Source organism: Streptomyces sp. NPDC127595, from assembly GCF_042671685.1.
Lineage (GTDB): Bacteria > Actinomycetota > Actinomycetes > Streptomycetales > Streptomycetaceae > Streptomyces.
The window spans coordinates 17,264-41,328 of record NZ_JBHXWK010000012.1 but is presented as its reverse complement, the minus strand read 5'-3'; the positions used below and the strand labels follow the sequence as shown (position 1 = coordinate 41,328).

General features: G+C 69.4%; 20 protein-coding genes. 8 read left to right on the top strand and 12 right to left on the bottom strand.

Annotated features, from left to right (window positions below; genetic code table 11):
• Positions 1-216 precede the first annotated feature (216 nt).
• Both ACFVKT_RS31700 and ACFVKT_RS31695 read left to right on the top strand, forming a co-directional pair.
• On the top strand, positions 217-4,398 hold the full coding sequence (locus tag ACFVKT_RS31700) for a hypothetical protein (protein WP_385737950.1): 4,182 nt from the start codon (positions 217-219) through the stop codon (positions 4,396-4,398).
• Positions 4,399-4,868: 470 nt separating this feature from the next.
• Positions 4,869-5,636 (top strand): glycosyltransferase family 2 protein, encoded by a 768-nt coding sequence (locus tag ACFVKT_RS31695; RefSeq protein ID WP_385737948.1) that lies wholly within the window; start codon positions 4,869-4,871, stop codon positions 5,634-5,636.
• A gap of 181 nt (positions 5,637-5,817) precedes the next feature.
• On the opposite strand, the gene ACFVKT_RS31690 is transcribed toward ACFVKT_RS31695, so the two are convergent.
• The 3 genes from ACFVKT_RS31690 to ACFVKT_RS31680 form a co-directional block, all read right to left on the bottom strand.
• The gene (locus ACFVKT_RS31690) at positions 5,818-6,741 is read right to left on the bottom strand and encodes an FkbM family methyltransferase (protein WP_385737946.1); all 924 of its coding nucleotides are present in this window, start codon (positions 6,739-6,741) and stop codon (positions 5,818-5,820) included.
• A gap of 81 nt (positions 6,742-6,822) precedes the next feature.
• Positions 6,823-7,014 (bottom strand): ferredoxin, encoded by a 192-nt coding sequence (locus tag ACFVKT_RS31685; RefSeq protein WP_384381319.1) that lies wholly within the window; start codon positions 7,012-7,014, stop codon positions 6,823-6,825.
• Between the two features lie 151 nt (positions 7,015-7,165).
• Positions 7,166-8,413: an amidohydrolase family protein gene (locus tag ACFVKT_RS31680; RefSeq protein ID WP_385737944.1), complete on the bottom strand. Its 1,248-nt coding sequence runs from the start codon at positions 8,411-8,413 to the stop codon at positions 7,166-7,168.
• 258 nt (positions 8,414-8,671) lie between these two features.
• On the opposite strand from ACFVKT_RS31680, the gene ACFVKT_RS31675 reads away from it, so the two are divergent.
• Entirely contained in the window at positions 8,672-9,895 is a 1,224-nt protein-coding gene (locus ACFVKT_RS31675) for an MFS transporter (RefSeq protein ID WP_385737942.1), read from the top strand.
• A gap of 175 nt (positions 9,896-10,070) precedes the next feature.
• Positions 10,071-10,616 carry a TetR/AcrR family transcriptional regulator gene (locus tag ACFVKT_RS31670; RefSeq protein ID WP_385737940.1) on the top strand — a complete coding sequence of 182 codons (546 nt, stop codon included), beginning with the start codon at positions 10,071-10,073 and terminating at the stop codon, positions 10,614-10,616.
• Between the two features lie 108 nt (positions 10,617-10,724).
• Here ACFVKT_RS31670 and ACFVKT_RS31665 read toward each other — a convergent pair whose 3' ends face one another.
• Positions 10,725-11,030, bottom strand: a complete 306-nt coding sequence (locus tag ACFVKT_RS31665) for a response regulator transcription factor (RefSeq protein WP_385738281.1) — start codon at positions 11,028-11,030, stop codon at positions 10,725-10,727.
• A 406-nt stretch (positions 11,031-11,436) separates the two neighbouring features.
• On the opposite strand from ACFVKT_RS31665, the gene ACFVKT_RS31660 reads away from it, so the two are divergent.
• Positions 11,437-12,360: a LysR family transcriptional regulator gene (locus ACFVKT_RS31660; protein ID WP_385737938.1), complete on the top strand. Its 924-nt coding sequence runs from the start codon at positions 11,437-11,439 to the stop codon at positions 12,358-12,360.
• On the opposite strand, the gene ACFVKT_RS31655 is transcribed toward ACFVKT_RS31660, so the two are convergent.
• Genes ACFVKT_RS31655 through ACFVKT_RS31645 form a run of 3 tightly spaced genes read right to left on the bottom strand, consistent with a single transcriptional unit; the run spans position 12,335 to position 14,998 of the window.
• Positions 12,335-12,979: a TetR/AcrR family transcriptional regulator gene (locus ACFVKT_RS31655; RefSeq protein WP_385737936.1), complete on the bottom strand. Its 645-nt coding sequence runs from the start codon at positions 12,977-12,979 to the stop codon at positions 12,335-12,337. The two genes, ACFVKT_RS31660 and ACFVKT_RS31655, sit on opposite strands and share 26 nt — an antisense overlap.
• Complete coding sequence (locus tag ACFVKT_RS31650) at positions 12,976-14,196, bottom strand: chorismate mutase (protein WP_385737934.1); 1,221 nt, start codon at positions 14,194-14,196, stop codon at positions 12,976-12,978. Before ACFVKT_RS31650 ends, ACFVKT_RS31655 begins: the two co-directional genes overlap by 4 nt.
• A 40-nt stretch (positions 14,197-14,236) precedes the next feature.
• Positions 14,237-14,998: an AfsA-related hotdog domain-containing protein gene (locus ACFVKT_RS31645; protein WP_385737932.1), complete on the bottom strand. Its 762-nt coding sequence runs from the start codon at positions 14,996-14,998 to the stop codon at positions 14,237-14,239.
• Positions 14,999-15,525: 527 nt separating this feature from the next.
• On the opposite strand from ACFVKT_RS31645, the gene pdhA reads away from it, so the two are divergent.
• From pdhA to ACFVKT_RS31630, 3 genes are read left to right on the top strand one after another with little or no spacing between them, the layout of a single operon-like run.
• Positions 15,526-16,656, top strand: a complete 1,131-nt coding sequence (gene pdhA, locus ACFVKT_RS31640; protein WP_385737930.1) for a pyruvate dehydrogenase (acetyl-transferring) E1 component subunit alpha — start codon at positions 15,526-15,528, stop codon at positions 16,654-16,656.
• Positions 16,657-16,715: 59 nt separating this feature from the next.
• Positions 16,716-17,705, top strand: coding sequence for an alpha-ketoacid dehydrogenase subunit beta (locus ACFVKT_RS31635; RefSeq protein ID WP_385738279.1), 990 nt, complete (start codon positions 16,716-16,718; stop codon positions 17,703-17,705).
• On the top strand, positions 17,702-19,036 hold the full coding sequence (locus ACFVKT_RS31630; RefSeq protein WP_385737928.1) for a dihydrolipoamide acetyltransferase family protein: 1,335 nt from the start codon (positions 17,702-17,704) through the stop codon (positions 19,034-19,036). The genes ACFVKT_RS31635 and ACFVKT_RS31630 overlap by 4 nt, the downstream gene beginning before the upstream one ends.
• Before the next feature lie 46 nt (positions 19,037-19,082).
• Here ACFVKT_RS31630 and ACFVKT_RS31625 read toward each other — a convergent pair whose 3' ends face one another.
• Genes ACFVKT_RS31625 through aroA form a run of 5 tightly spaced genes read right to left on the bottom strand, consistent with a single transcriptional unit; the run spans position 19,083 to position 23,991 of the window.
• A complete protein-coding gene (locus ACFVKT_RS31625; protein ID WP_385737926.1) occupies positions 19,083-19,901 on the bottom strand; it encodes a shikimate dehydrogenase in 819 nt (272 codons plus the stop codon).
• 34 nt (positions 19,902-19,935) lie between these two features.
• Positions 19,936-21,024 (bottom strand): 3-dehydroquinate synthase, encoded by a 1,089-nt coding sequence (gene aroB / locus ACFVKT_RS31620; RefSeq protein WP_385737924.1) that lies wholly within the window; start codon positions 21,022-21,024, stop codon positions 19,936-19,938.
• Entirely contained in the window at positions 21,021-21,503 is a 483-nt protein-coding gene (locus ACFVKT_RS31615; RefSeq protein WP_385738277.1) for a shikimate kinase, read from the bottom strand. Before ACFVKT_RS31615 ends, aroB begins: the two co-directional genes overlap by 4 nt.
• 29 nt (positions 21,504-21,532) lie before the next feature.
• Complete coding sequence (gene aroC, locus ACFVKT_RS31610; RefSeq protein ID WP_385737922.1) at positions 21,533-22,717, bottom strand: chorismate synthase; 1,185 nt, start codon at positions 22,715-22,717, stop codon at positions 21,533-21,535.
• Positions 22,714-23,991 carry a 3-phosphoshikimate 1-carboxyvinyltransferase gene (gene aroA, locus ACFVKT_RS31605; RefSeq protein WP_385738275.1) on the bottom strand — a complete coding sequence of 426 codons (1,278 nt, stop codon included), beginning with the start codon at positions 23,989-23,991 and terminating at the stop codon, positions 22,714-22,716. Before aroA ends, aroC begins: the two co-directional genes overlap by 4 nt.
• Positions 23,992-24,065 lie beyond the last annotated feature (74 nt).

The following is a 24,065-nucleotide window of genomic DNA, read 5'->3' as shown; positions in this document are numbered from 1 at the left end:
AGTTGACCGAAAACATGCAGCGTCATGAGGTGCTCTCCGAGCGCTGTGCTGGTGGCCTGTCCGGGCGGTGCGAGGTGTTTTCGTCGGTGCGTCGCGATCCTGCCAGTTGTGGCCGCCGACGAGGAGGTTCCGGTACCGGAGCGATTACGTAACCGCAGGTCAGCCATATAAGGTGAGTTTTCCGGTCCGGATGTTCAGGTGCGGGGGAAGTAAGGGGTGGTGGCCTTGAGTTCCGACTCAGGGGCACGCACGGCCTTCGCGGAGCGTCTCGCGCTGCTGTACAGGGAAGCCGGCAATCCGCCCCTCAACCGCGTGGCCGAGGCGGTCGTACGGCTTCAGCGCGTCGACGAAAAGGGGCGGCCCGTACGGGTGTCCGCGCAGCGCATCAGTGACTGGCGCCGGGCCAAGAACGTGCCGGCCCAGTTCACCGCCCTCGCGGCGGTGCTGCAGATCCTGATCCCTGAAGCGCGGCGCTCGCGGACCGCGCCGGTGTCCCCGGGACTGTACGACCTGGTCCAGTGGCAGCGGCTGTGGGAGCAGGCCGTCGCCGGCCCCGTAGGCGACCGCGCCTCGGCGACCGCGGCATCGGCGGCATCCGCGGACGAGGACGGTCAGTCCGGCCTCGACGCCCCGGCCGGCGCCGGCGTGTGCCCGTACCGGGGACTGGCTTCGTACCGTCAGGAAGACGCGCGGTGGTTCTTCGGCCGCGAGCGGAGTACGGACGCCCTCATCGCCCAGCTCGACGCGGCGGAGGACACGGGCGGCCTGGTCATGCTCGTGGGGGCCTCGGGGGCGGGCAAGTCCTCCCTGCTGAACGCCGGGCTGGTGCCCGCACTGCGGAATGGCGCGCGCGGCGACGACGGCGGCAGCCACCCGGCCAGGGTGGTTCTGCAACTCGTGCCGGGCGGCGATCCCCTCGCGGAGCTGACCGGCCGGATCCCCGAGCTCGCGCGGGTCGTCGCCGATAAGGAGGGACCCGCGGCCGCCGACCCCTCCAAGGACCTCCGTACCCGGGCCTTCGCGCACGGAGTACGCGAGGCCGTCACCGCGTGGGCCCGACGCGAGGCGGCCTGCGAGGACGGCCGGCCGGGCGCGGCCAGTGGGGACGGGCGCCCGGTCGCGGCCTGCGGAGACGGCCCGCCGGTCACGACCTCCGCCGGCTGTCGGCCGGTCACGACCGCCGACGACAGTCGACCGATCGCTGCCTCCGGCGACAGCAGACCGGTCCTCATCGTGGACCAGTTCGAGGAGGCCTTCACCCTCTGCTCGGACGAGGCGCAGCGGCGCGCCTTCGTCCAGGTCCTGCATGCCGCCTGCTCGCCCGCCGGCCCTGGTGATCCGGCCCCGGTGCTCGTGGTCCTGGGCATACGCGCCGACTTCTACGAGCAGTGCCTCAGGTATCCCGAACTGGCCGACGCGCTGCAGCACCGCCACATGGTTCTCGGGCCACTGGCCACCGCGGAGCTGCGCGAGGCGGTGACCGGCCCGGCCAAGGCCGTCGGGCTGGAACTCGAGCCGGGGCTCGCGGAGTTGATCGTCCGGGAGCTGAGCGCCGACGGTCCTCGCGGGACGCACGACGCCGGGGTGCTGCCGCTGCTCTCGCACGCCCTGCTCGCCACCTGGCAGCGCCGGAAGGCGGGGAGGCTCACGCTGGCCGGTTACCGCGCGGCGGGCGGCATTCAGGGAGCGGTGGCGGCGACCGCCGAGCGGGCCTGGTCCGGTCTCGACCCGGCGGCACGCACGGCCGCGCGGCTGCTCCTGCTGCGGCTGGTCCGGCTGGGCGAGGACACGCAGGCCACCCGGAGGCGGGGCACGCGGCGCCAACTGGCGGCGGAGTCGACGGATCCCGGCAAGACGGAGGAGTCGCTCGAAGCGCTGGTCCGGGCGCGGCTGGTGACGCTTGACGCGGAGACCGTGGAGATCACCCATGAGGCGTTGCTGCACGCCTGGCCGCGCCTGCGCGACTGGATCGACGAGGACAAGAACAGCAACCTGCTGCGTCAGCGGCTGGAGGAGGACGGCAGGGCCTGGGAGGGTTCGAGCCGCGACACCGCACTGCTCTACCGGGGCTCGCGTCTCGAACAGGCCCGTGCCTGGGCGAAGTCCGCCGGGGACACCTTCCTCACGCGGAGCGCGGTGGAGTTCCTGGCCGCATCCGTCAGGCTGCGCAAGCGCACGGTCTGGATCGGCCGCGGCGCGGTGTCGGCGCTGGTCGTCCTGGCGATGCTGGCCGTCGGTTCGGCGGTGGTCGCGTGGCAGCAGCGCAACGACGCGGTGTTCGAGCAGGTGGTCGCCGAAGCCGACCGCGTCCAGTACACGGACCCGTCGCTGTCCGCTCAACTCGACCTGGTGGCCCACCGTTTGCGCCCCGACGACGAGGGTGCCAACAACCGGCTGATCTCGATCGTCAACGCTCCGCTGGCCACACCGCTGCTCGGCCACACCGGCGCGGTCTACCTCACCTCGTTCAGTCCGAACGGGCGGATCCTCGCCACCGCCAGCTACGACAGGACCGTACGGCTGTGGGACGTATCGGATCCGGCGCGGCCCAGGCAACTGGGCAAACCCCTTACCGGCCATACGAGTTGGGTGAGCAGCGCGGTCTTCAGCCCGGACGGCGGCACCCTCGCCAGCGCCTCCGACGACGGCACGATCCGGCTGTGGAACGTGCGGGATCCCGGCCACCCGCGCCCGCTCGGAGCACCGCTGACCGGCCGCGGCGGCACGATCTACCTGCTCGCGTTCAGCCCGGACGGACAGACACTGGCCTCCGCCAACGAGGATCACGTCGTACGGCTGTGGGACATGCACGAACCGGGGCACGCGAAGGAACTCGGTGAGCTGACCGGTGCCACGGCCGCCGTACGCTCCGTCGCTTTCAGTCCCGACGGACGGACGCTGGCGGCCGGCGGCGACGATGACGCGGTCCGGCTGTGGGACGTGGCCGATCCGCGTCGGGCGAGGCGGATCGGCAAGGTGCTGACCGGGCACACGGACCTGGTGCACTCCGTTGCGTTCAGCCCCGACGGCCGCACGCTCGCCAGTGGCAGCGCGGACAACACCGTCCGGCTGTGGGACGTGGCCGACCCCCGCCACGCCGCGCAACTCGGCTCGCCCCTCACCGGCCACACCGGTCCCGTCTGGTCGGTGGCCTTTAGCCCCGACGGAACGATGATCGCCGCCGCGAGCGCGGACAGTACGGCGAGCCTGTGGAACGTCAGCGACCCGGCCTACCCCTCGCAGGTCGGCGAGCCCCTCGCGGGGAGCAGCGGCGAGATGTACGCCCTGGGCTTCAGCCCCGACGGCCGTACGCTCGCCACCGGGAGCGGTGACAGCAAGGTCCGCCTGTGGTCGATCCCGGCGTCGGACATGATCGGCCGCATCGGCGCCTTCCGCCCGGACGGTCAGGTGCTGGCCACGGCCGCACGCGACGGCCGGGTCCGGCTGTGGAACGTGGCCTCCCCCGGCCGGCCCGCGGCACTGGGCGACGCGCTCACTCCCGCCGAGACCGAGGTACGTTCCCTGGCGTTCTCCCCCGACGGCCGCACCCTCGCGGTGCTGACGGCAGGCGCCGTACAGCTGTGGGACGTCACCGACCCGGCCAGGCCCGTCGCGTACGAGCCCGTCGAGCTGCGGACACGGTTCGCGGGCCCCGACACGCTGGCCTTCAGCCCGGACGGACGCACGCTGGCAACCGCCTACGAGGACCGCACCATCCAGCTCTGGGACGCCGCCGACCCGTCCCGCCTCCTCCCGCTCGGCGAGCCGCTCGCCGGCCACAAGGGCTACGTCAACTCCCTCGTCTTCAGCCCGGACAGCAGCACCCTCGCCAGTGGCAGCGCGGACGACACGATCCGGCTCTGGAACGTGGCCGACCCCCGCCACGCCACCCAGCTGGGCGCACCGCTCACCGGACATCCGGGGCCCATCAACGCGCTCTCCTACAGCCCGGACGGCCATACGCTGGCCAGCGGCAGCGACGACGACACGGTCCGGCTCTGGAACATCACCGACCCCCTCAGGGCGACCCCGCTGGGATCGCCGCTCACCGGTCACACCGAAGCCGTCGTGTCACTGACGTTCAGCCAGGACGGCCGCACCCTGGCGAGCGGCGGCAACGACAACACGGTCCGGCTCTGGAACGTCACCGACCCGTCCGACGCCTCTCCCATCGGCCAATCGATGAGCCCCAACGCCAAGACGGGCAATTTCTTGTCGTTCAGTCCCAAAAGCCACATGCTCGGGGTATCGAGCGGCGCCGATACCGTCCGGCTGTGGAACCTCGACGTCGACGACGCAATTCACCGTATTTGCTCGACCACTCGAGGTGTTCTGACATCGGTGAAATGGCACGAGTATCTGCCGCGCCTCTCCTACGATCCCCCGTGCGACCAGTAGCGGAGCCGCACCGTCCGGTGCCCTGGGAGACCGCCGCGCCACGTGATCCCGATCACAAGTCCTCGTAAGAGCTGGCCAGTCGGCTCCCGCTGGCCAATCAGCCTTGTTAGGCTTGGGCTCGGCCCGATCGCTGGTGCATCCCCCGTCTCCAGCGGTCGGGTTCTTTCATGCCGGCTTCTTTCATGTCGGCCATGTGCCGACGATGTGCCGATCATCGGGTCGACCATCACATCAACCATCGCGTCGACCATGAATTTCGATACCGGCCGGCCCATCGCTGTTCGATACCTGTCGCCGCCGTCTCTGTCCTTGATCGAGCATGTCACCGATCAATTTCAGAACGAATCTCCGAAAGAATTCGGCCTCTGCGTGAATTTTCTTCTCATCAGGACCTCCTGAGGAAGTCATAGGCTGAGGTCCGAGTCGGAGCCGCTCTTCACCACTCCCCCGGAAAGGTGGTGACCGCTGCCGTGAGCCGGCGCATCATCATCGTCACCGCCGTGCATGGGCCCTCGGCCCACTTCTTGCCGGAGGCCTACAAGTCGCTGCGCGAACAGGTGCTCCCGGACGGCTGGGAGTGGCACTGGGTGATCCAGGAGGACGGAAGGACGGACGCCGTCGCCCCGCACGTGCCCGAGGACGAGCGCGTGACCTTCCGCCAGGGCCGCCAAGGCCGTCCCGGCGGCCCCGGCGTCGCCCGGACGCTCGCCCTCGCCCATGCCGACGGCGAGTACGTCAAGGTCCTGGACGCCGACGACCGGCTCACTCCGGGCGCGCTCGCCCGCGACCTGGCCGCCCTCGAAGGGGACCGCACCCTCGGGTGGGCGACCTCCCGGACCCTGGACGTCCTTCCCGACGGCTCCACCGTCGGCTTTCCGGGCGACCCCGGCAACGGGGCCATCGAGCGCGGTGCCGTGCTCGACTTCTGGAAGTCGAACGGGTTCCACGCGCAGGTGCACCCGGCCTCGCTCTTCGTACGGCGTGATCTGGTGCTCGCGCTCGGTGGGTGGATGGCGTTGCCGGCATCCGAGGACACCGGCCTGCTCCTCGCGCTGAACTCCGTCAGCCGGGGGTGGTTCTCGGCGGAGGTCGGACTCCTCTACCGGAAGTGGGAGGGGCAGGTGACGGGGCAGGCCTCGCATGTCGATCCCGCCGAACGGGACGCTCGTATGGGTGTGGTGGAGGCCAGGGCCAGGGCGCTGGCCTCGTTTGGCTGGCGCTTTCCGGTCTCCGGGTGAGGGGTGTTTTTTCGCCCCCTCCGCCCCAGACCCCGCTCCTCAAACGCCGGAGGGGCTGGAGATTTTCAGCCCGTCCGGCGTTTGAGGATGAGCGCGTTCAGCGCGACAGCGGGGGTCTGGGGGCGGCAGCCCCCAGGACCAAGGGACGGGTAGGGGCGGAGGGGGCGAAAAACCCCGCCCCTCAACCCAGCACCTCGGCATCCCGCCTGGAGAAGATCAAGTCGCTCTCGCCGGGCAACGGCCCTCGCCACCGCACCGGAACACGCGGCGCACCGCTCAGCGCACGCGGGTAGCTCTGCGGGGCGTAGTCGTTCTCCATCCGGTAGACGTGGAAGCCGGCGCCGGCCATCGTCTTCATCAACTCATCAGCGGAGTCGCCGAGTTGGGCCATCCGGTCGGGAGTGACCTCGACCGAGATCTCCGCGTCCGGCCGGAGCTTGTCCAGGATGGGCTCCAGACCGCGGACTACCTTTCCTTCCGCGCCCTCCACGTCGATCTTGATCACCCGGGCCCTGGCGATCTCCGAGGGATCGAGCAGCTCGGGCAGCGGACGTGCCTCGATCTCGAACGAGGATTCCGCCGGGCCGTCGTAGGGAACGATGCTGTTCGCCCCCATGTTGCGCGAGCTCGCCAGCACGAACGTCAGCGTCTGGCGGCTGTCCGAGACTCCGGCGTTGACCGCGCGAAGGTTGCCGCACTCATTGAGCCTGGCCTCCTGCAACAGCCTTTGGTGGAACACCGGCGAGGCCTCGATCGCGACCACCTGGCCCTCCTCACCGACGAGTTGCGAGGCCAGCACGCTGAACACACCGATGTTGGCCCCGACATCGATGAAACCGTCCCCCGGCTTCAGCCGGCTCCGGAGCCAGTTCGTCATGTGCGGCTCCCACACCCCGAACAGATACAGGTACCGCTGGATCAGGTCCTGGGTGTCGACGGCGAACCGGGCACCGGAGCGCGTCTCGACGACCCGGCGGCGCGGGTGCTCCCTCAGGTGGGGATTGAGGAGACGCGCGGCGAGGAGCGCCTTGCCGAACGAGCCGGGAGCCCCACGCACATACCCGCGACCGAGGGTGACCAAGGCCTCCGAAATGGGGTTGCTCATCCGCTCGCCTCTCCGCGGGTCCGGCGGAAACCGTAGCTCGTGACTCCTGCCGGGTACGGCTGGAGCCCGGCACCCCGGTCACTACTCAGTGATGACGATGGCCTGGGACGGACACCAGTCGGCCGCCTCCCGGACCTGTGGATCGTCGCCGCTGTCCTCCCGTCCCGGCAGCACGGAGCCGTATCCGGGGTCCACCAGGGCGAAGACGGAGGGGACGCGGTGGGCGCAGTCGCCGGAGCCGTAGCAGACGTCGCGGTCGACGGAGACCTTCATTCGCACTCCAGTTGCCAGTGGGCGCCGTCCCCGGGAGCGGGCCGACGAGCCGGTCGGAAGACAGCAGACTTCCGGCTTCCCCCCTTGACTGCCCGCCGGGCAATTGGCTGAATCGGCCGGGCAGTCAACTCGATCGACGACGCCCCGAGGTCTACTTGCCCTGGTCAAAGGGGAGTTGCAGCATCCGGATCGCGTTCCCCCGCAACAGCTTGTACGTCACGTCCGCGGAGAGCCCGGCCACATGGTCCGCCGCCACCTCCTTCGTGTGCGGCCAGGTCGAGTCGACGTGCGGATAGTCCGTCTCGAAGGTCGCGTTGTCCACGCCCACGGTCTCGATCGACGCGATGCCGTGCTTGTCGCGGAAGAAGCAGCAGAAGATCTGCCGGTAGTAGTACGTCGAGGGAGGCTCCGGGATCAGATCCTTCACGCCGCCCCATGCCCGGTGTTCCTCCCACACGTCGTCGGCGCGCTCCAGGGCGTACGGGATCCAGCCCATCTGGCCCTCGCTGTACGCGAGTTTGAGGCGGGGGAACTTCACCAGGACCCCGGAGAAGAGGAAGTCCATCATCGACGCCATGGCGTTGTTGAAGCTCAGCGAGGCCTGGACGGCCGGCGGTGCGTCCGGCGAGGCGGCCGGCATCTGCGACGACGAGCCGATGTGCATGTTGACCACGGTCCCGGTCTCCTCGCACACCGCGAAGAAGGGGTCCCAGTAGCCGGAGTGGATCGACGGCAGCCCCAGGTACGTCGGGATCTCGCTGAAGGTCACCGCCCGCACCCCACGGGCCGCGTTGCGCCTGATCTCCGCGACGGCGAGGTCGATGTCCCACAGCGGGATGAGGCACAGCGGGATCAGCCGCCCTCCGCTGTCGCCGCACCACTCCTCGACCATCCAGTCGTTGTAGGCGCGGACGCAGGCGAGCGCGACCTCCTTGTCCTTGGCCTCCGCGAAGGTCTGCCCGCAGAACCGCGGGAAGGTGGGGAAGCAGAGCGAGGCCTCCACGTGGTTGAGGTCCATGTCCTCCAGACGCGCCTTCGGGTCCCAGCAGCCGCGCCGCATCTGCTCGCGCGTGATGCCGTCGAGAGTCATCTCGTCCCGCGAGAAGCCCACGGCCGCGATGATGCGCTTGTACGGGAAGACCTCGCCCTCGTACCTCCACCAGTCGGTGATCTGGCCCTTCGGATCCGTGGTGAACCGGTACTTCCCGCCGATGTACCGGAGGTCACCGATACCGGCGGTGAAGGGCTGCGGCCCCAGGTCGCGGTACTTGCCCGGGAGCCATGTCCCGAAGAGGTGCGCGGGCTCGATCACGTGGTCGTCCACGCTGATGACCCTTGGCAGATCGCTGGTGCCACTGCCCCTGGGCAGATCGCTGGTGCCACTACCGGTGCTGACCACGCCTTACCCCCTGCTGCCTGCCGATTTCCCCAACCCGTATCTGACGGTCCATCAGATTCACCGATTCAGGCTAGGCGACCACTCCCCCGACAGCAAGAGCGAGCACCCCTTCCATCCCTTGCGATCTCCACCGCCCATTGAATAGACGCGACGACTAGTCTAATCTCCATGATTAGACGCAACGCTTAGTCTCGTCTAGATCTGTAGTCCCGCGTCCCGCCGTTCCACCTGCAACCGCACTCACGAGAGGCCACTTCAGTGGGGAACTCGACCGTCCGCGCCGATCCGACCGGCGCGCCAACAAAGGCCCGGGGCAGCCGCCTCGCCGTGGTCAGCGTGGCTTTCGCCTTCTGGATCACCATGGCGGGGACGACAGCGCCCACGCCGCTCTATCCCCTGTACGGCGAGGCGTTCGGCTTCACGCCGTTCACCGTCACCGTGGTCTTCGCCGTCTACGCCCTCGGTGTTGTGGTCGGACTGCTGGCCTTCGGGCGGCTGTCGGACCAGGTGGGCCGCCGTCCCGTACTGATCGCCGCGACCCTGCTGTCCGTGCTCGCCGCCGTCATCTTCCTGCTCACCCAGAACGTCGCCGGGATGCTCGTCGCGCGGGTCGTCTCCGGCCTCTCCGCCGCGCTCGTCACCGGCGCCGCCACCGCCTCACTGACCGAACGGCTCGGGCAGAACAGCCGCATCAAGCCGGCCACCCTCGCACTGTTCGCCAACATGGGCGGCCTCGCGTGCGGCACCTTGCTGGCGGGCATCCTGGCGGACCTCGCGCCGTCTCCACTCCGTACGCCCTGGGTGGTCATGCTGGTCCTCGCCGCCATCGGCACGGTCGGGGTCCTGGTGAACGGCGAGAGCTCCAACCACCGGTCCGGCTTCTCCTTCCAGTTCCAGCCCCTGCACGTGCCCAGCGAGATCCGGTCGGACTTCCTGCGCTCAGCCATGGCGGCAGGCGCCGGCTTCGCCGTGCTCGGCGTGCTGACCGCCGTGACGGGCCTGTTCCTGGGAACCGTGCTGAACCAGTCCAGCCATACGCTGACCGGCCTCGTGGTCTTCGTCGCCTTCGCGTGCACCGCCCTCGGTCAGCTCCTGGTACGCGTCCTCAAGCCCGGCACCGCGTTGCCCGTGGCGTGCATCGGACTGATCGGCGCTGCCGCCCTGATCGCGCTGGCCATGGCCACCAGCACCCTGGCCCCCCTGCTCATCGGTGCCGCGGTGAACGGGCTGGCGACGGGAATCGCCGTCGGGCACGGCATCGGCAGCATCACCACCCGCAGCGCCCCGCAGCACCGCGGTGCGACGGTGTCCACCTTCTTCGCCATCCTGTACTCGATGCTCGCCGTGCCCGCCATCGGCGTCGGCGTCCTGATCCGCGAGACCAGCCTGCGCCCGGCGGGCGAGACATTCAGTGCCGTAGTGGCCGCGCTCGCTTTCTGCGTACTGCTCAGCCTGATCCGCACCACCCGGAAGACCGCCTGATCCTGTCCGCACGTACCGCTTGCCGGTGGTCTCGGCTGTGCCAGAATCACGGAAACGTACGAGTCGAAGGGTTGAAGGAACCATCAGCGCCACGCGGAAGACACCATCGCCCTGCGAACAGACTCCCGTCGTCAGCCGAACCGGTCCCCGACGCAGCGAGAGTGTCCGGCTCGCGGTGCTCCATGCCGCGGACGACCTCCTGGTCGAGAGGGGGTTCGCCGCCCTGACCATTGAGGGCATCGCCCAGCGCGCGGGAGTGGCCAAGCAGACGATCTACCGCTGGTGGAAATCGAAGGTCGGCATCCTTCTCGACACGCTCACCGACGACGCTCGCGAGGCTTTGGAGTGGCGTCCGGGAGAGGGCAGCCCCGAGGACGAACTCAAGAACCATCTGCAGCGTGTGGCCGACTTCTTCGAGGAGCCGGCCGGCCAGGTGATGCAGGCGCTCCTCGGTCATGCCCAGCTGGACAAGGAAACCGCCGCTTCACTGCGCGGCGGTTTCCTGCTGGAACAGCGCGAGCGCGATATCGCCGGTCTGCGCACGCTCCTCGCGCGCACCCACGGCCTCAGTGTCGACAACCGGACCGCCGATCACCTCGTGGATCTGCTGCTCGGCCCGCTCTACTACCGGGTGCTGGTCTTCGGCAAGCCGATCGACAAGGAGCTCGTGGACACCACGTCCCGGCTCGTGATCACGTTGGCAAGAGAGTCCGTTCTCTGAATTCACCCGCCTCCGGCGAACCTTCCTGCCGAGGGCTGACGGTGTATGTGTGACCGTTTACACGTGTGGCCCCGGGCAGTCACGCCGGGGGCCACACGTATACAACCGTCAGTGCAGGCTTATGCACCCGTTCCGAATCCCTGCGATGACGGCCTCGGTGCGTGAAGCGGCGCCCAGCTTGATGAAAATTGAATGCAGATGAACCTTGACAGTCCGCTCAGAAATCCCGAGGACCCGTCCCACCATCCTGTTGGAATAACCTTCTTTGATTCCATTCAGGACTTGACGCTCTCGCGGCGTGAGAGTGGAGACGGGACGCTCCGCTTCCCGGCCGGAGTCCTCATTGTCGAGGCCCAGCACGGGAACTACCTCTTCGGAAGCCGTACGGGATAAACGAAACTCCCCAAGAGACATGTGCTTCCCCCTAATCATGCAACGAAAATTGTTCACCAAGGGCATGCGCGCGAGCTCCATTGCTCCCACTGCCGCTTCGCCAACGATTACACCCTGTGGAATCATTGTATAGGCTGAAATCAAACGAGTCGATTAAAAGTGGGTTACGTCACGCGCAATAGTTGCGCTTTGAATCTCCTGCGGGGATCCAGAATGAATTCGCCACCATGATTTACATCGTGAAAGAGTTTCGAGAAATCGAGGGGGGGCAATACTAAAGCACTTTCCGATTGCCAAGCGGAATCCACTTCCCCCATTTGGTAAATTGACCAAATTTCCTCTTGACATCTCTGACGCTTCTCAGGAGGAGTGGAAATTGACTGTAATTGGTATCGGCGACCCGGACCATGGGGACAGGACCGATGAAATGTCCGCTCTGTCCGCGGTCCATGTGGATGTACGTCTGCTGCCGGCTCTGGACGCTCTGCTACAGGAAGGCAGCGTCACGGGTGCGGCCGAGCGGCTGGCGGTCTCCGCACCCGCAATGAGCCGTGCGCTGTCCAAGATCCGGCATGCTCTCGGAGATCCCGTACTGGTCCGAGCCGGCCGCGGTCTGGTGCCCACCCCCAGGGCACTGGAGCTTCGGCCCAAGGTCCGTGCGCTGATGCGCGCGGCCGAGGACATCCTCACGCCGCGCTGTCGGGAGGACGTCGCACAGATCAGCCGGATGCTCACCATTGTCGCGGACGAGGCCTTCGCCGCGGTGCTCGCTCCGGCTCTGCTGTGCCGGGCGAGCGTGGACGTGCCTCTCGCCCGCTTCACGTTCACCGTCGAGAGCACTCACGGCAGCGCGCCGCTGCGGGAAGGCACGGTGGACATCGAGGTCGGCATCATCGACGAGGCCTCCCCGGAACTGTGCATCGAGCCGCTTTTCACCGACAGGTTCGTGGGGGTGGCCCGGACCGGTCATCCGCTGCGCGAACGCGCCGTGACCGCGCAGGCGTTCGCCGCAGCACGGCACGTCAGCGTGTCGCGCAAGGGCCGTATGACCGGACCGATCGACGTCGCCCTGCACGAACTCGGACTGCGCCGGGAGGTCGTCGCCTCCGTGCCCAACTACGGCGAAGCGCTCCTGATGCTCCCCTCGACCGACTTCGTCACCGCGATGCCCCGTTCCCTCGCCGCCAGCGCGCAGAAATCCCTGGGCATCGAGGTGTTCGACCTTCCGGTCAGGACGGACCCCATCAGCATCTGTCAGGCCTGGCATCCAAGGCACGAGACCGAACCCATGCACGTGTGGCTCAGACAGGCCATACGGTCCGCGTTCACGCGGCCCTCGTCTCCCGTATGACGCCCTCCGGCCGGTGTGTCACGGCGCCTCCCGCGGGCGCCAGCCCCTCGAACAGTACGTCGATCGCCGAGGGCGAGAGTGAACTCCGCTCTTCTGGAGGGCAGTTGGGACCGACGACGGCCCCGAGAAGTAGCCTGGCGGCGAGCCGGGGCGCGATGTCGTCCCGTACGTCGTCCTCGTCGATCGCCTGCTCCAGCAGTTCCACCAGCCGCCAGTACACCAGCTCACGGCATACGGCATCGCGGTCGTCCTCGTCTGTCACGCTGCCCGTTCCCCACAGGAGGGCATGTCCGGGCGGATCGGCCTCCGCCACCGCGACCAGCCCGCGCAGCAGCCCGGCGAGCCTGTGGACGCTCCGCTCGCCAGACGCCGCGCCGGCGCCCAGCAGGGAGAGCAGGGCTGCCCGCATCGGCCCGGTGGCGGCATGGAGCAACTGTGACTTGCTCTTCACGTGGTGGTATACGGAGGCCTTGGCCATACCGAGATGATCGGCGATGTCGCTCATGCTCGTGGCGTCGTAGCCCCGTTCGCAGAACAAGGCCGTCGCGGCCGCGAGGACGTCCTCACGACCGCGACGGAGACGGGACGAGGACCGTGGCGTCCTCAGTGGCGGGCTCATTGCGGGGCCCGTCCCCGGCACATTTCGAGCACGGCCTCCGCGACCCCGCTCCCGCCCTCCCCGAGGTTGTCCGCGTACCGGCCACGAATCGACTGCTCACGCCCGGAGTCCACGCGCGAGCCGCCCTCGCCGGTGCGCAGTCGCTGGATCTCCCGGGACGCCTCCAACCGCTCCCGAAGCATGCCGAGGAGTGACTGGTCCAAGGCGTCGATCTGTTCCCTCAGCCGACTGATGTCCGCGCGCGTGGGCGCTACGGAGGCGTCGGCTCCGGTGGTGGACTCGGTCTGCATGGGCTTGCTCCGTTCGTACGGGAGAACCTCTGACAGGGACAGCGGGAGCCGCGCGGCGGCGGCCGAGACGTACGACCCCATCGATCTCAGCCCCGGCAGGCGCAGTTGGAGGAGGCCGACGGCGCGAACGGTCCCGGGACGAGCCGTACTGCCCGGGCAGTCGACGAAGAGGACGGAGCCGTCCGTGCCGTGCGGTACGACGTGCAGGGACACGTCTCGCAGGAAGGGGTGGCCGCTCAACTCGTCCAGTGTTTCGCCGAACAGCTCCGGTCGGCCGTCGAAGCGCCCGATCAGCGACGTGCGGTCGGCGCCAAGCGACGTGCGGCCGGCGCCGTCGGCATCCGGGGCACTCGCTCTGCCGTGCCGCGCACAGAGCAGGAACCGTGTGGCGGCACCTGAGGTGTCCTGTATCCCGGTGACGGAGGCTTCCAGGCCGTAGGGCGCGGCGGCGAACTCTCCGGCCACCGCGGCGTCGCACTCTCCGTCCCTGACTCTGCGGGCTCCCTCGGCGTTGGACGGAGCCGGAGTCCAACGCGCGTGTGGTGCATGGGTCTTGAGCCACCCGATGACCTGTCTCCCCGCGTGCGGATGACCGCTCACCGTACGGACACGCGAGAGCGGCGTCCCCGGGCGTACCAGCAGGGCGAACTCGACACGGAGCACGACCTCCCTCAGCACCTTCGGTGACGGTGCTGCCACCAGCGCGCGCAATGTGTCCGGGACCATTCCGGCCACCGTGTTGTGCACGGGCAGCATGGCGGCATCGGCGAGTCCCCCACTCACATACGCCAGTGCCTCCGCCGCCGTGGCAGCCGGCAACAGCCGGGATCCCTCGGCCTCCGGGACCGATCTCAGGGCCTGCTCGGTGAAGGTTCCCTTCGGCCCCAAATAGGCCAATCTCCGCTCCATGCTCTGGAGTTGGGCCATGTTCGGCGACTCCTTCGTGTCCTGTGCCCGCGGAGGCATATCAGGCAGACGGCAGAGCCGCGTCCACCGTGCTCGCCACGGCGCTCTTGGCCCTCCGCAGCTCCTTCTCCTCCAGGAGACCGGGGGCGAAGGCCGCCGCGTCGATGGTGACACCGGCGGCGGGCCGCCCCGCCTGCACCACTTCCACCGTCGTCCGGACCGTGAGCCGGCTGGGCTCCGACACGTCCGACTCGTCCACCTTCAGCCGCAGTGTGGCGCTCACCGGGAAGAGGAAGTTCGAGAACGTGGTGTTCATCGAGTTGAGGACGATGTAGTAGCGCTGCTGGGGCCAGCGGGCGGTGAAGTAGCGCTCGATCACCGCGAGGAACATCTGCCGGGCGGCCTCGATCGCCACCATGCCCTGGACATGCACCCGATCCTGCACGTCGACCAGGAGTTCGTTGTGGTCGTGCAGCCGCAGCTGGGCTTCGTACGTGGTGTCATCGACCTGCGTGAGTCCCGCGACCAGGACGTTGTCCTCCCGGGCCTTGTGCAGCTCCTGACGGCGGGCGGGCTGTCCGGTGGTGTGCACCAGGACGATGCGGTCGTCCAGCTGCCGGCGGGTGATGGCGTCACGGAGGTAGGAGATCTCGAACTCGCCGAGGCCCTGACCCGTGACCACATGTACCGGGCCCTGGAGGGCATCCAGGTCGCCCGCGTCCAGTGAGCGGGTCAGGCCCGAGAAGGTCTCGGCGCCGACGGCCTCGGCGAAGTCCCGGAACCGGTCGCCGACGACGAGTCGGGAGGTGGCTGCAGTGCTCATGGACATCCTCCTGGCTGGGGGCCGCGGCCATGCGGAGTCGCGGCTGGTCCGTTCAGCGTGGTGTGCCCGAAGTGCCGTCGGTAGTCGCCAGTTGGAAGTAGAGCCCTGCGCCTAGTCCCAGGGGCCTAGCCCCGGTGGTCCCTGGGTTTCCGGCTCCGGCCCGATGGCCCGATGGCCCGATGGCCCGACGGCTCGGCGGCCCCCGCGCCCCCACGGCTCTGCGGCTCTGCGGCTCTGCGGCTCTGCGGCTCTGCGGCTCTGCGGCTCTGCGGGCGGTGGGGCGGCGGTTCTTCGGGGCGGTGGGGCGGTGGGGCGGCGGCTCTTCGGGTGGCGGTTGGGCGGCCTGGCGGGGCGGGGAAATCCGGGGGTTAGAGCCGAGGTACTAGCCGTATCGGCCGACTGCCGTCACTTCCCTCCACCACGAATGCTGGGGCGGGGACGTCGGCTCCCGGCCACTGGCATGCGCTCACAGGCGTGTACTCAGGCGCCGGCGGCCCCACTCACCCGGTTGAAGGAGCCTCATCCACATGACAGTTCTTGATCCGCCAGATGTCGGCGAGGACGTGACGGCCATGCTGCCTTCCTCGGAACCCCTGAGCCTCATCGGCGACGTGTCCGGAACCGAGTTCATGGACACCGCTGTCCTGCTCGACCTGTACCGGCAACTGGTCCGGGGCCGCCGCTACAACGTGCAGGCGACCGCACTGACCAAGCAGGGCAGGCTGGCGGTCTATCCGTCCACCACGGGGCAGGAAGCCTGCGAGGTGGGCGCCGTGCTGGCTCTCGACCGGCAGGACTGGATCTTCCCGACCTACCGGGACACATTGGCCCTGCTGGTACGGGGTGTCGACCCCGTCGAGGTGCTGACGCTTCTGCGGGGTGACTGGCACAGCGGTTACGACCCTCGCGCGCACCGCGTCGCACCTCTGAGCACCCCTTTGGCGACGCAGACCCTGCACGCGGTGGGGCTGGCTCACGCCGCCGCCTTGCGCGGGGACGACCTGGTCGTGCTCGCGATGATCGGCGACGGAGGCACCAGCGAGGGCGACTTCCACGAGGCGATGAACTTCGCCGCCGTCTACCGGGCCCCCGTCGTCTTCCTGGTGCAGAACAACGGCTACGCGATCTCCGTCCCGCTCAGCAAGCAGTCCGCCGCTCCCACGCTCGCCCACAAGGCGATCGGTTACGGCATGCCGGGTGTGCTGGTCGACGGAAACGACGCGGCGGCCGTCCATCACGAGGTGCGGAAGGCTACGGAGCACGCCCGCGGTGGCGGCGGACCGACCCTCATCGAGGCGGTGACGTACCGGATCGACGCACACACCAACGCCGATGACGCCACCCGCTACCGCGACGCGGCCGAGGTCGAGTTCTGGCGTCGGCGGGACCCGGTCGAGCGCATGGAACGGCACCTTCGGGACCGAGGGATCCTGGACGACGCCGAAGTGGACCGGATCCGGCAGGAGGCGGAGGACATGGCGCGGGATCTGCGCGGTCAACTCTCCACGGACCCGTCCCCCGAGGCGCTGGACCTGTTCGAGCACGTCTACGCCCGGCGCACCCCCCAGCTCGACGAACAACGCTCCCTGCTGGCCGAAGAGCTGCGGGCTGCGCGGAGCGTGGACAACAACAACGGCACCGAGGAGGCCCGCCAGTGACCGCCATCGTGGACATCGCCGCCACGCCGCCCGTCGACACCGCCCCGGCCACCGAGCAGATGACCATGTCCAGGGCGCTCAACCGGGCACTCCACGACGCCTTGGCCGCCGACGACCGCGTTCATCTGACGGGCGAGGACATCGGCACTCTGGGCGGTGTGTTCCGGGTCACCGACGGCCTGGCCGCGACGTTCGGCGACAGCCGGGTCTCCGACACACCGCTCGCCGAGGCGGGCATCCTGGGAACCGCCGTCGGGATGGCCATGTACGGTCTGCGTCCCGTCGTGGAGATGCAGTTCGACGCCTTCGCGTATCCCGCCTTCGAGCAACTGGTCAGTCACGTCGCCAAGATGCGCAACCGCACCCGTGGCGCTCTGCCGATGCCGCTGACCATCCGCATCCCCTATGGCGGCGGCATCGGCGGCGTGGAACATCACAGTGACGCCTCGGAGGCGTACTACACGCACACGCCGGGTCTCCACGTGATCGCGCCGGCGACTGTCACCGACGCGTACGGCCTGCTGCGCGCGGCCATCGCCTCGGACGATCCCGTCATCTTCCTGGAGCCCAAGCGGCTGTACTGGTCCAAGGGCGAGGTGGACCGCTCGGCGGATCCGCCCGTCCTGGGCGAGGCGGCCGTACGCCGGGCCGGATCGTCGGCCACCCTCATCACCTACGGTCCCTCACTGCCGGTGTGCCTGGACGCCGCGGAGGCCGCGCGTGCCGAGGGGTGGGACCTGGAGGTGGTGGATCTGCGCAGTCTGGTGCCCTTCGACGACGAAACGGTGTGCGCCAGTGTCAGGCGCACCGGTCGCGCCGTCGTCGTGCACGAAGCCCAGGGGTTCGCCGGGTTCGGCGCCGAGATCGCCGCCCGCGTCTCCGAACGCTGCTTCCACTATTTGGAGGCTCCGGTGCTACGGGTCACCGGATTCGACATCCCGTACCCGCCCCCGATGCTGGAGCGCTACCACCTGCCCGATGTCGACCGCATTCTGGACGCCGTCGCACGCCTGCAGTGGCGTGACAGCGCCCAGGGGGAGGACGTATGACCCGCGGGGAGCGGGAGTTCGCGCTGCCTGACCTCGGCGAAGGCCTCACGGACGCGGAGATCGTGCGGTGGCTGGTCGGGGTCGGGGACTCCGTGTCCGTCGACCAGCCCGTGGTGGAGGTCGAGACGGCGAAGGCAGTGGTGGAGGTGCCGTGCCCGTTCGCCGGTGTCGTCACCCGTCTGTGGGGTCGGGAGGGCGAAAGCCTGGATGTCGGGAGGCCGCTGCTGTCGATCGGCGAGAAGCGGACAGCGGCCACCGGGGGTGCGCCGCCTGCCGATGCCGCGGCACCCGCCAGAGGCGCGGCATCGGAGGACTCGGGAAACGTGCTGGTCGGTTACGGCACATCCGCGCCCTCGGCCCGTCGGCGGCGGGTGCTCGTCCCCTCTCCCCGGGCAGCGACTGCCGCGCCGGTGGGGCCGAAGACTCCCTCCGCCGGACCGGTCCGCGTGATCTCTCCGCTGGTGCGGAGACTCGCCAGAGAGCACGATGTAGATCTGCGCTCGGTGCACGGAAGCGGACCGGGAGGGCTCATCGTCCGCAAGGACATCGAGCGGCACGACCGGTCGCCCCAGACGTCACCCGCGGCGCGACCGCAGCCTTCGCCCGCTCCGTCCGGGGGGCCGGCCGCAAACCCGGTACAGGAAGCCGTACGCATCCCCTTGCGTGGGATCCGGCGCACCGTCGCGGACAAACTGGCACGGAGCCGACGGGAAATCCCCGATGCGACGACGTGGGTCGACGTGGACGCCACCCGGCTCCTGGACACGAAACAGCAGCTGGCGGCTTCGGACGGTACCAGGATCTCGCTCTTCGCCCTCCTCGCCCGGATCTGCGTCGCGGGCCTCGCCCGGTACCCGGAGCTCAACTCGACCGTGGACACCGACAACAGGGAGATCGTCCAACTCCCCTCGGTCCACCTGGGATTCGCCGCGCAGACGGAACGGGGTCTGGTCGTACCCGTGGTCAGGGAGGCGCAGCGGATGCGGCTTCCGGAGCTGTCCGCAGAGATCACCCGCCTCACCACCAGCGCGCGTGAGGGCACGCTGACTCCCGCGGACCTGTCCGGAGGCACCTTCACACTGAACAACTACGGGGTCTTCGGCGTCGACGGGTCCACCCCGATCATCAACCATCCGGAAGCGGGGATGCTCGGCGTGGGGCGCATCCTGCCCCGCCCATGGGTCGTCGACGGCGAGCTCGCGATCCGTCAGGTGTGCCAGCTGTCGTTCACCTTCGACCATCGTGTGTGCGACGGCGGGGCGGCCGGCGGGTTCCTGCGGCACGTCGCGGATCTGATCGAGCGGCCGGTGTCCCTGCTCCGGGTGCTGTGAGAACCAGGGGCTTTGGGCGCTGGCCGTCCGGTCCCGCTCGTGAAGTTCACGGGCGGGGCCGGACGTTTTCCCTCAGCGCCGCCCTCATGGCGTCGACCGTTGCGCCGTCGCGCCGGGTGGTCATCAACTCGACCTGGGCAACGGCTTGGTGGAGCAGCATGGACAGACCACTGACGATGGTGCCGCCGTGCGCGGCCACCATGGCGGCGCAGCGCGTCGGCCAGGTGGCGTACACCACGTCGAACAGGGCACGGCAGCGCAGCGCGGTGGCGTAGTCGTCCGCAGCGCCGGGCGGCAGAGTGCTGAGCACCAACTCTTCCTCAGCCAGGGCAGGTTGGGCGGGCGAGAGAGTTCGTACGGTGATGTCGACGCCGAGCCGTTCGGCCGCCGCCTCGGTCCGGCCGGCCCGCGACCGGTCCCGTACGAGTAACGTCGCCCTTGCCAGGCCGAGTTCACGCAGTGCGGCCAGCGCGGAGCCCGCGGTGGCACCGCCGCCCAGAACAGTGGCCGAAGCGGGGGCCGTGACTCCGGCCTCACGGAGCGCGGTGGCAATGCCGTGAACGTCGGTGTTGTCGGCGTGGCGCAGGCCGTCGCGCAGGACCAGCGTGTTGGCTCCGCCCACGGCCCGGGCCACGTCGGTCGCCGTGTCCGCCAGGGTGAGCGCCACCCGCTTGAGCGGCATGGTGAGCGAGAGTCCCACCCAGGACTGGTCCAACTGGTCGAGGAAGAAGGGAAGTTCGGCCTCGGTGCGCTCGATCGCGGTGTAGGACCAGTCGAGGCCCAGCGCGCGGTACGCGGCTCGGTGCAGTGCGGGGGAGAGGGAGTGGGCGACGGGCTTGCCGAGGACCGCCGCGTGGCGTGTCACGGCCGCCCCTTCTTCTCGTGGCCCGGCACCGGCATCAGACAGCCTTCCGGTACGCGGCGAGGAGGACGGCCGGGTCGGGTCCCTCCAGGACGGTCGGTTTGGCGAGGCCGTCCAGGACGATGAAGCGGAGCAGGTTGCCGCGGGACTTCTTGTCGACCTTCATGTTCTCCAGGAGCTTGGGCCACTGGTCGTAGCGGTAGCTCAGCGGGAGACCGACGGACTGAAGGATCGTGCGGTGCCGGTCGGCGGTCGCATCATCCAGCCGGCCCGCGAGACGGCCCAGTTCGGCGGCGAAGTGCATCCCCACGGAAACAGCCTCGCCGTGCCGCCACTTGTAGCGCTCGTTCTTCTCGATCGCGTGCGCCAGGGTGTGCCCGTAGTTGAGGATCTCGCGCAGCCCGGACTCCTTCAGGTCGCCGGAGACGACCTCCGCCTTGACCCTGATGGACCGCTCGATCAGCTCGGCCGTGTGCGGGCCGGCCGGCGTGCGGGCCGCCTCGGGGTCCTCCTCGATGAGCTCCAGGATCACCGGGTCGGCGATGAATCCGGCCTTGATGACCTCCGCGAGCCCGGACACGAAGTCGTTGACCGGCAGCGAGTCCAGCGCGGCCAGGTCGCACAGCACACCGGCCGGCGGATGGAAGGCGCCGACGAGGTTCTTGCCCTCGGCGGTGTTGATGCCGGTCTTGCCGCCGACCGCCGCGTCCACCATGGCCAGCACCGTGGTCGGGACCACGATCCAGCGCACCCCGCGCAGCCAGGTCGCCGCCACGAACCCGGCCAGGTCGGTGGTGGCGCCGCCGCCGACACCCACGATGACGTCACTGCGGGTGAAGCCGGACTGCCCCAGCGCCTTCCAGCAGTACGCGGCGACCTCGGCGGTCTTGGCCTCCTCGGCGTTGGGCACCTGGATGGCGACGGCCTCGTAGCCCTGCTCGGCCAGATCGGCACGGAGAACCTCACCGGTGCCGGCGAGCGACTCGGGGTGGATGACCGCGACCCGCCGGGCCCTGTCTCCGATCAACCCGCCGAGCTCACCGAGGAGTTGACGGCCCACCAGGACCTCGTAGGGCTCGGTGCCCGCGGTTCCGCCGACCTGGATACGGGTCACTGCCTCGCTCATGCTTCCTTCAACTCCACTGCGTCGAGGACCGCTTGGGTGACCTCTTCGGGGGTGCGGTCGTCGGTTGCCACGACTGCCAGGGCTACTTCGGTGTACAGGTCTTGGCGCGCGTCCATCAGCTCGCGCCACTGCCGGCGCGGGTTGACGGCCAGCAGCGGCCTCGCCGTGTTGAGGCCGGTGCGCCTGACCGCTTCCTCGACGTCCATCGACAGGTAGACGACCTGGTGCCCGGCGAGCAGCGCGCGTGTCTCCTCGTCCAGGATCGCGCCGCCGCCGAGCGCCAGCACACCGTCGTGCTCGGCCAGCGCCCGCTTCACGGCCTGCTTCTCGATCGCGCGGAAGACCGGCTCACCCTCGTCGACGAAGATGTCGGCGATGGTGCGGCGCTGCTCGCTCACGATGTCGTCGTCGGTGTCCCGGTAGACACAGCCGAGCCGCTCGGCGACCAGCGCACCGACCGTGGACTTGCCCACGCCCATCGGGCCGACGAGGACGATCCGCGGACCCGTCACCGCACGACCAGGTTCTCGAGGTAGGACCGCACATTGCGGCGCGTCTCGGGGACGCTGTCCCCGCCGAACTTCTCCGCCACCGCGTCCGCCACCACCAGCGCCACCATCGCCTCCGCGACGATCCCGGCAGCCGGAACCGCGCACACGTCCGAGCGCTGGTGGTGCGCCCTGGCCGCCTCGCCGGTCGCCACATCGATGGTCGCCAGCGCACGCGGCACCGTCGCGATCGGCTTCATCGCCGCCCGGACACGCAGCAGCTCACCCGTGGTCAGACCGCCCTCGGTGCCGCCGGAGCGCCCCGACGTGCGCCGGATGCCGTCCCCGGTGCGGACGATCTCGTCGTGCGCCTGCGAGCCCGGCACCCGGGCCAGCTCGAAACCGTCACCGACCTCGACACCCTTGATCGCCTGGATCCCCATCAGCGCGGCCGCCAGCCGGGCATCCAGCCGCCGGTCCCAGTGCACATGCGAGCCCAGACCCACCGGCACCCCGTACGCCAGCACCTCGACCACGCCACCGAGCGTGTCGCCGTCCTTGTGCGCCTGGTCGATCTCCGCGACCATCGCCTTCGAGGCGTCACCGTCCAGGCAGCGCACCGGATCGGCGTCGAGCCGCTCCACATCCGAGGGCTGGGGGTAGACGCCGTACGGGGCCTTCGCCGCCGCCAGTTCGACGACGTGCGAGACGATCTCGATCCCCGCCGTCTCCTTCAGGTACGAACGGGCCACCGCACCCAGCGCCACCCGCGCCGCGGTCTCCCGCGCGCTCGCCCGCTCCAGGATCGGCCTGGCCTCGTCGAACCCGTACTTCTGCATGCCCGCGAGGTCGGCGTGACCGGGCCGGGGCCGGGTCAGCGGGGCGTTGCGGGCCACCTCCGCGAGGACCTCCGGATCGATGGGGTCGGCCGCCATGACCTGCTCCCACTTGGGCCACTCGGTGTTGCCGACCATGACGGCCACCGGCGAACCGAGAGTGAGCCCATGACGTACACCGCCCAGAAAGGTGACCTCGTCGCGCTCGAACTTCATCCGGGCACCGCGCCCATAACCGAGCCGCCGCCGGGCCAGATGGTCCGCCACCATCTCCGTGGTGATCGGCACGCCGGCGGGAAGTCCCTCCAGCGTCGCGACAAGTGCGGGACCGTGGGATTCCCCCGCGGTCAGCCAGCGCAACCTGCTCAACGGTGCTCCTTCGTCAATGTGCCGGATTCCAGGGGAAGTTCGTATCCCGGAAACAGGCGCCGCATCTCGGCATGGAACCCAGGAAAGGTCTTCGCCACGCAGTCCGGGTCATCCAGGGAGATCGTTCCCGGCACCACGAGCCCGAGCACAGAGAAGGCCATCGCGATCCGATGGTCCCGGTGGCAGGCGATCCGCGCGGCACGCGGAACCCCGGGGCGAATGGTGATCCAGTCCCTGCCTTCCGCGGTCTCGATACCGCAGGCACGCAGGTTGGCCGCGACGGCGGCGATACGGTCGGACTCCTTGAGCCGCGCGTGTCCGATGCCGCGGATGGTGAGGGGAGCGTCGGCGAGCGGTGCCAGGGCGGCGAGCGTCATGAACGTGTCCGAGATCTCGCCCATGTCCACGGTGAATCCGCCGCGCAGCCGCCCGGTCCCGGCCACCGTCGTCCCTGCACGGTCGACCTGGACTCGCGCACCCGCTCTCGCCAGCACCTCCACGAACCGCACGTCGCCCTGGAGGCTTCCCTCGGTCAAGCCGGGCACCGTGACGGTCTGTCCGGTAGCGGCAGCGGCGGCGAAGACATAGGAGGCCGTGGAGGCATCGGGCTCGACGACCGGATGGGCGGCGGTGTATCCGCCGGGCTCGACCTCGAAGGAACCGTCCTGGCACTCGGTGACGTGCGCGCCGAAGCGCCGCATCAGGGCCACGGTCATGTCGACGTACGGACGGCTGACCAAGCCCCGGAACCGGACCGTCAGTCCACGGCGCATCAGGGGGGCCGCCATCAGCAGACCGCTGAGGTACTGGCTGCTCATCGAGGAGTCCACGGTGATCTCCCCGCCGTCTAGACCCCTCGTGCGGATCACCAGGGGCAACGCACCGCCCGGGGCCGCCTCGATGTCCGCGCCGAGACGCAGGAGCGCGTCGAACAGCGGCCGTTGCGGACGGGCCCGCAACTGCTGAGAGCCGTCGAAGACGAAGGAACCCGTCCCGGTGGCCGCGAACGGCGGGAGGAAACGCGCGGCGGTACCCGCGTCCGCGCACCACACCCGCGCCTGCCCCTGCGGACCGCGTCCTGTTCCAGTCACATCCCAGTACTCGTCCAGCGGGCTGGACTCCACCCGGACGCCCAGCTCCGTGAGGGCTTTCCGGAAGGCCACGGTGTCTTCGCTGACCAATGGCGCCTGTACACGGCTGGTGCCCGCCGCTGCGGCGGCCAGCAGCAGGACCCTGTTCGTCAGGCTCTTCGAGCCCGGTATCCGAGCGGTCAGCCCGGCCCGGCCGCTTTCGGCGGCGTTCACGACTGTGTTGTCTGTGGTGGTCGGCTTGGTGCTCACCCTGAGTC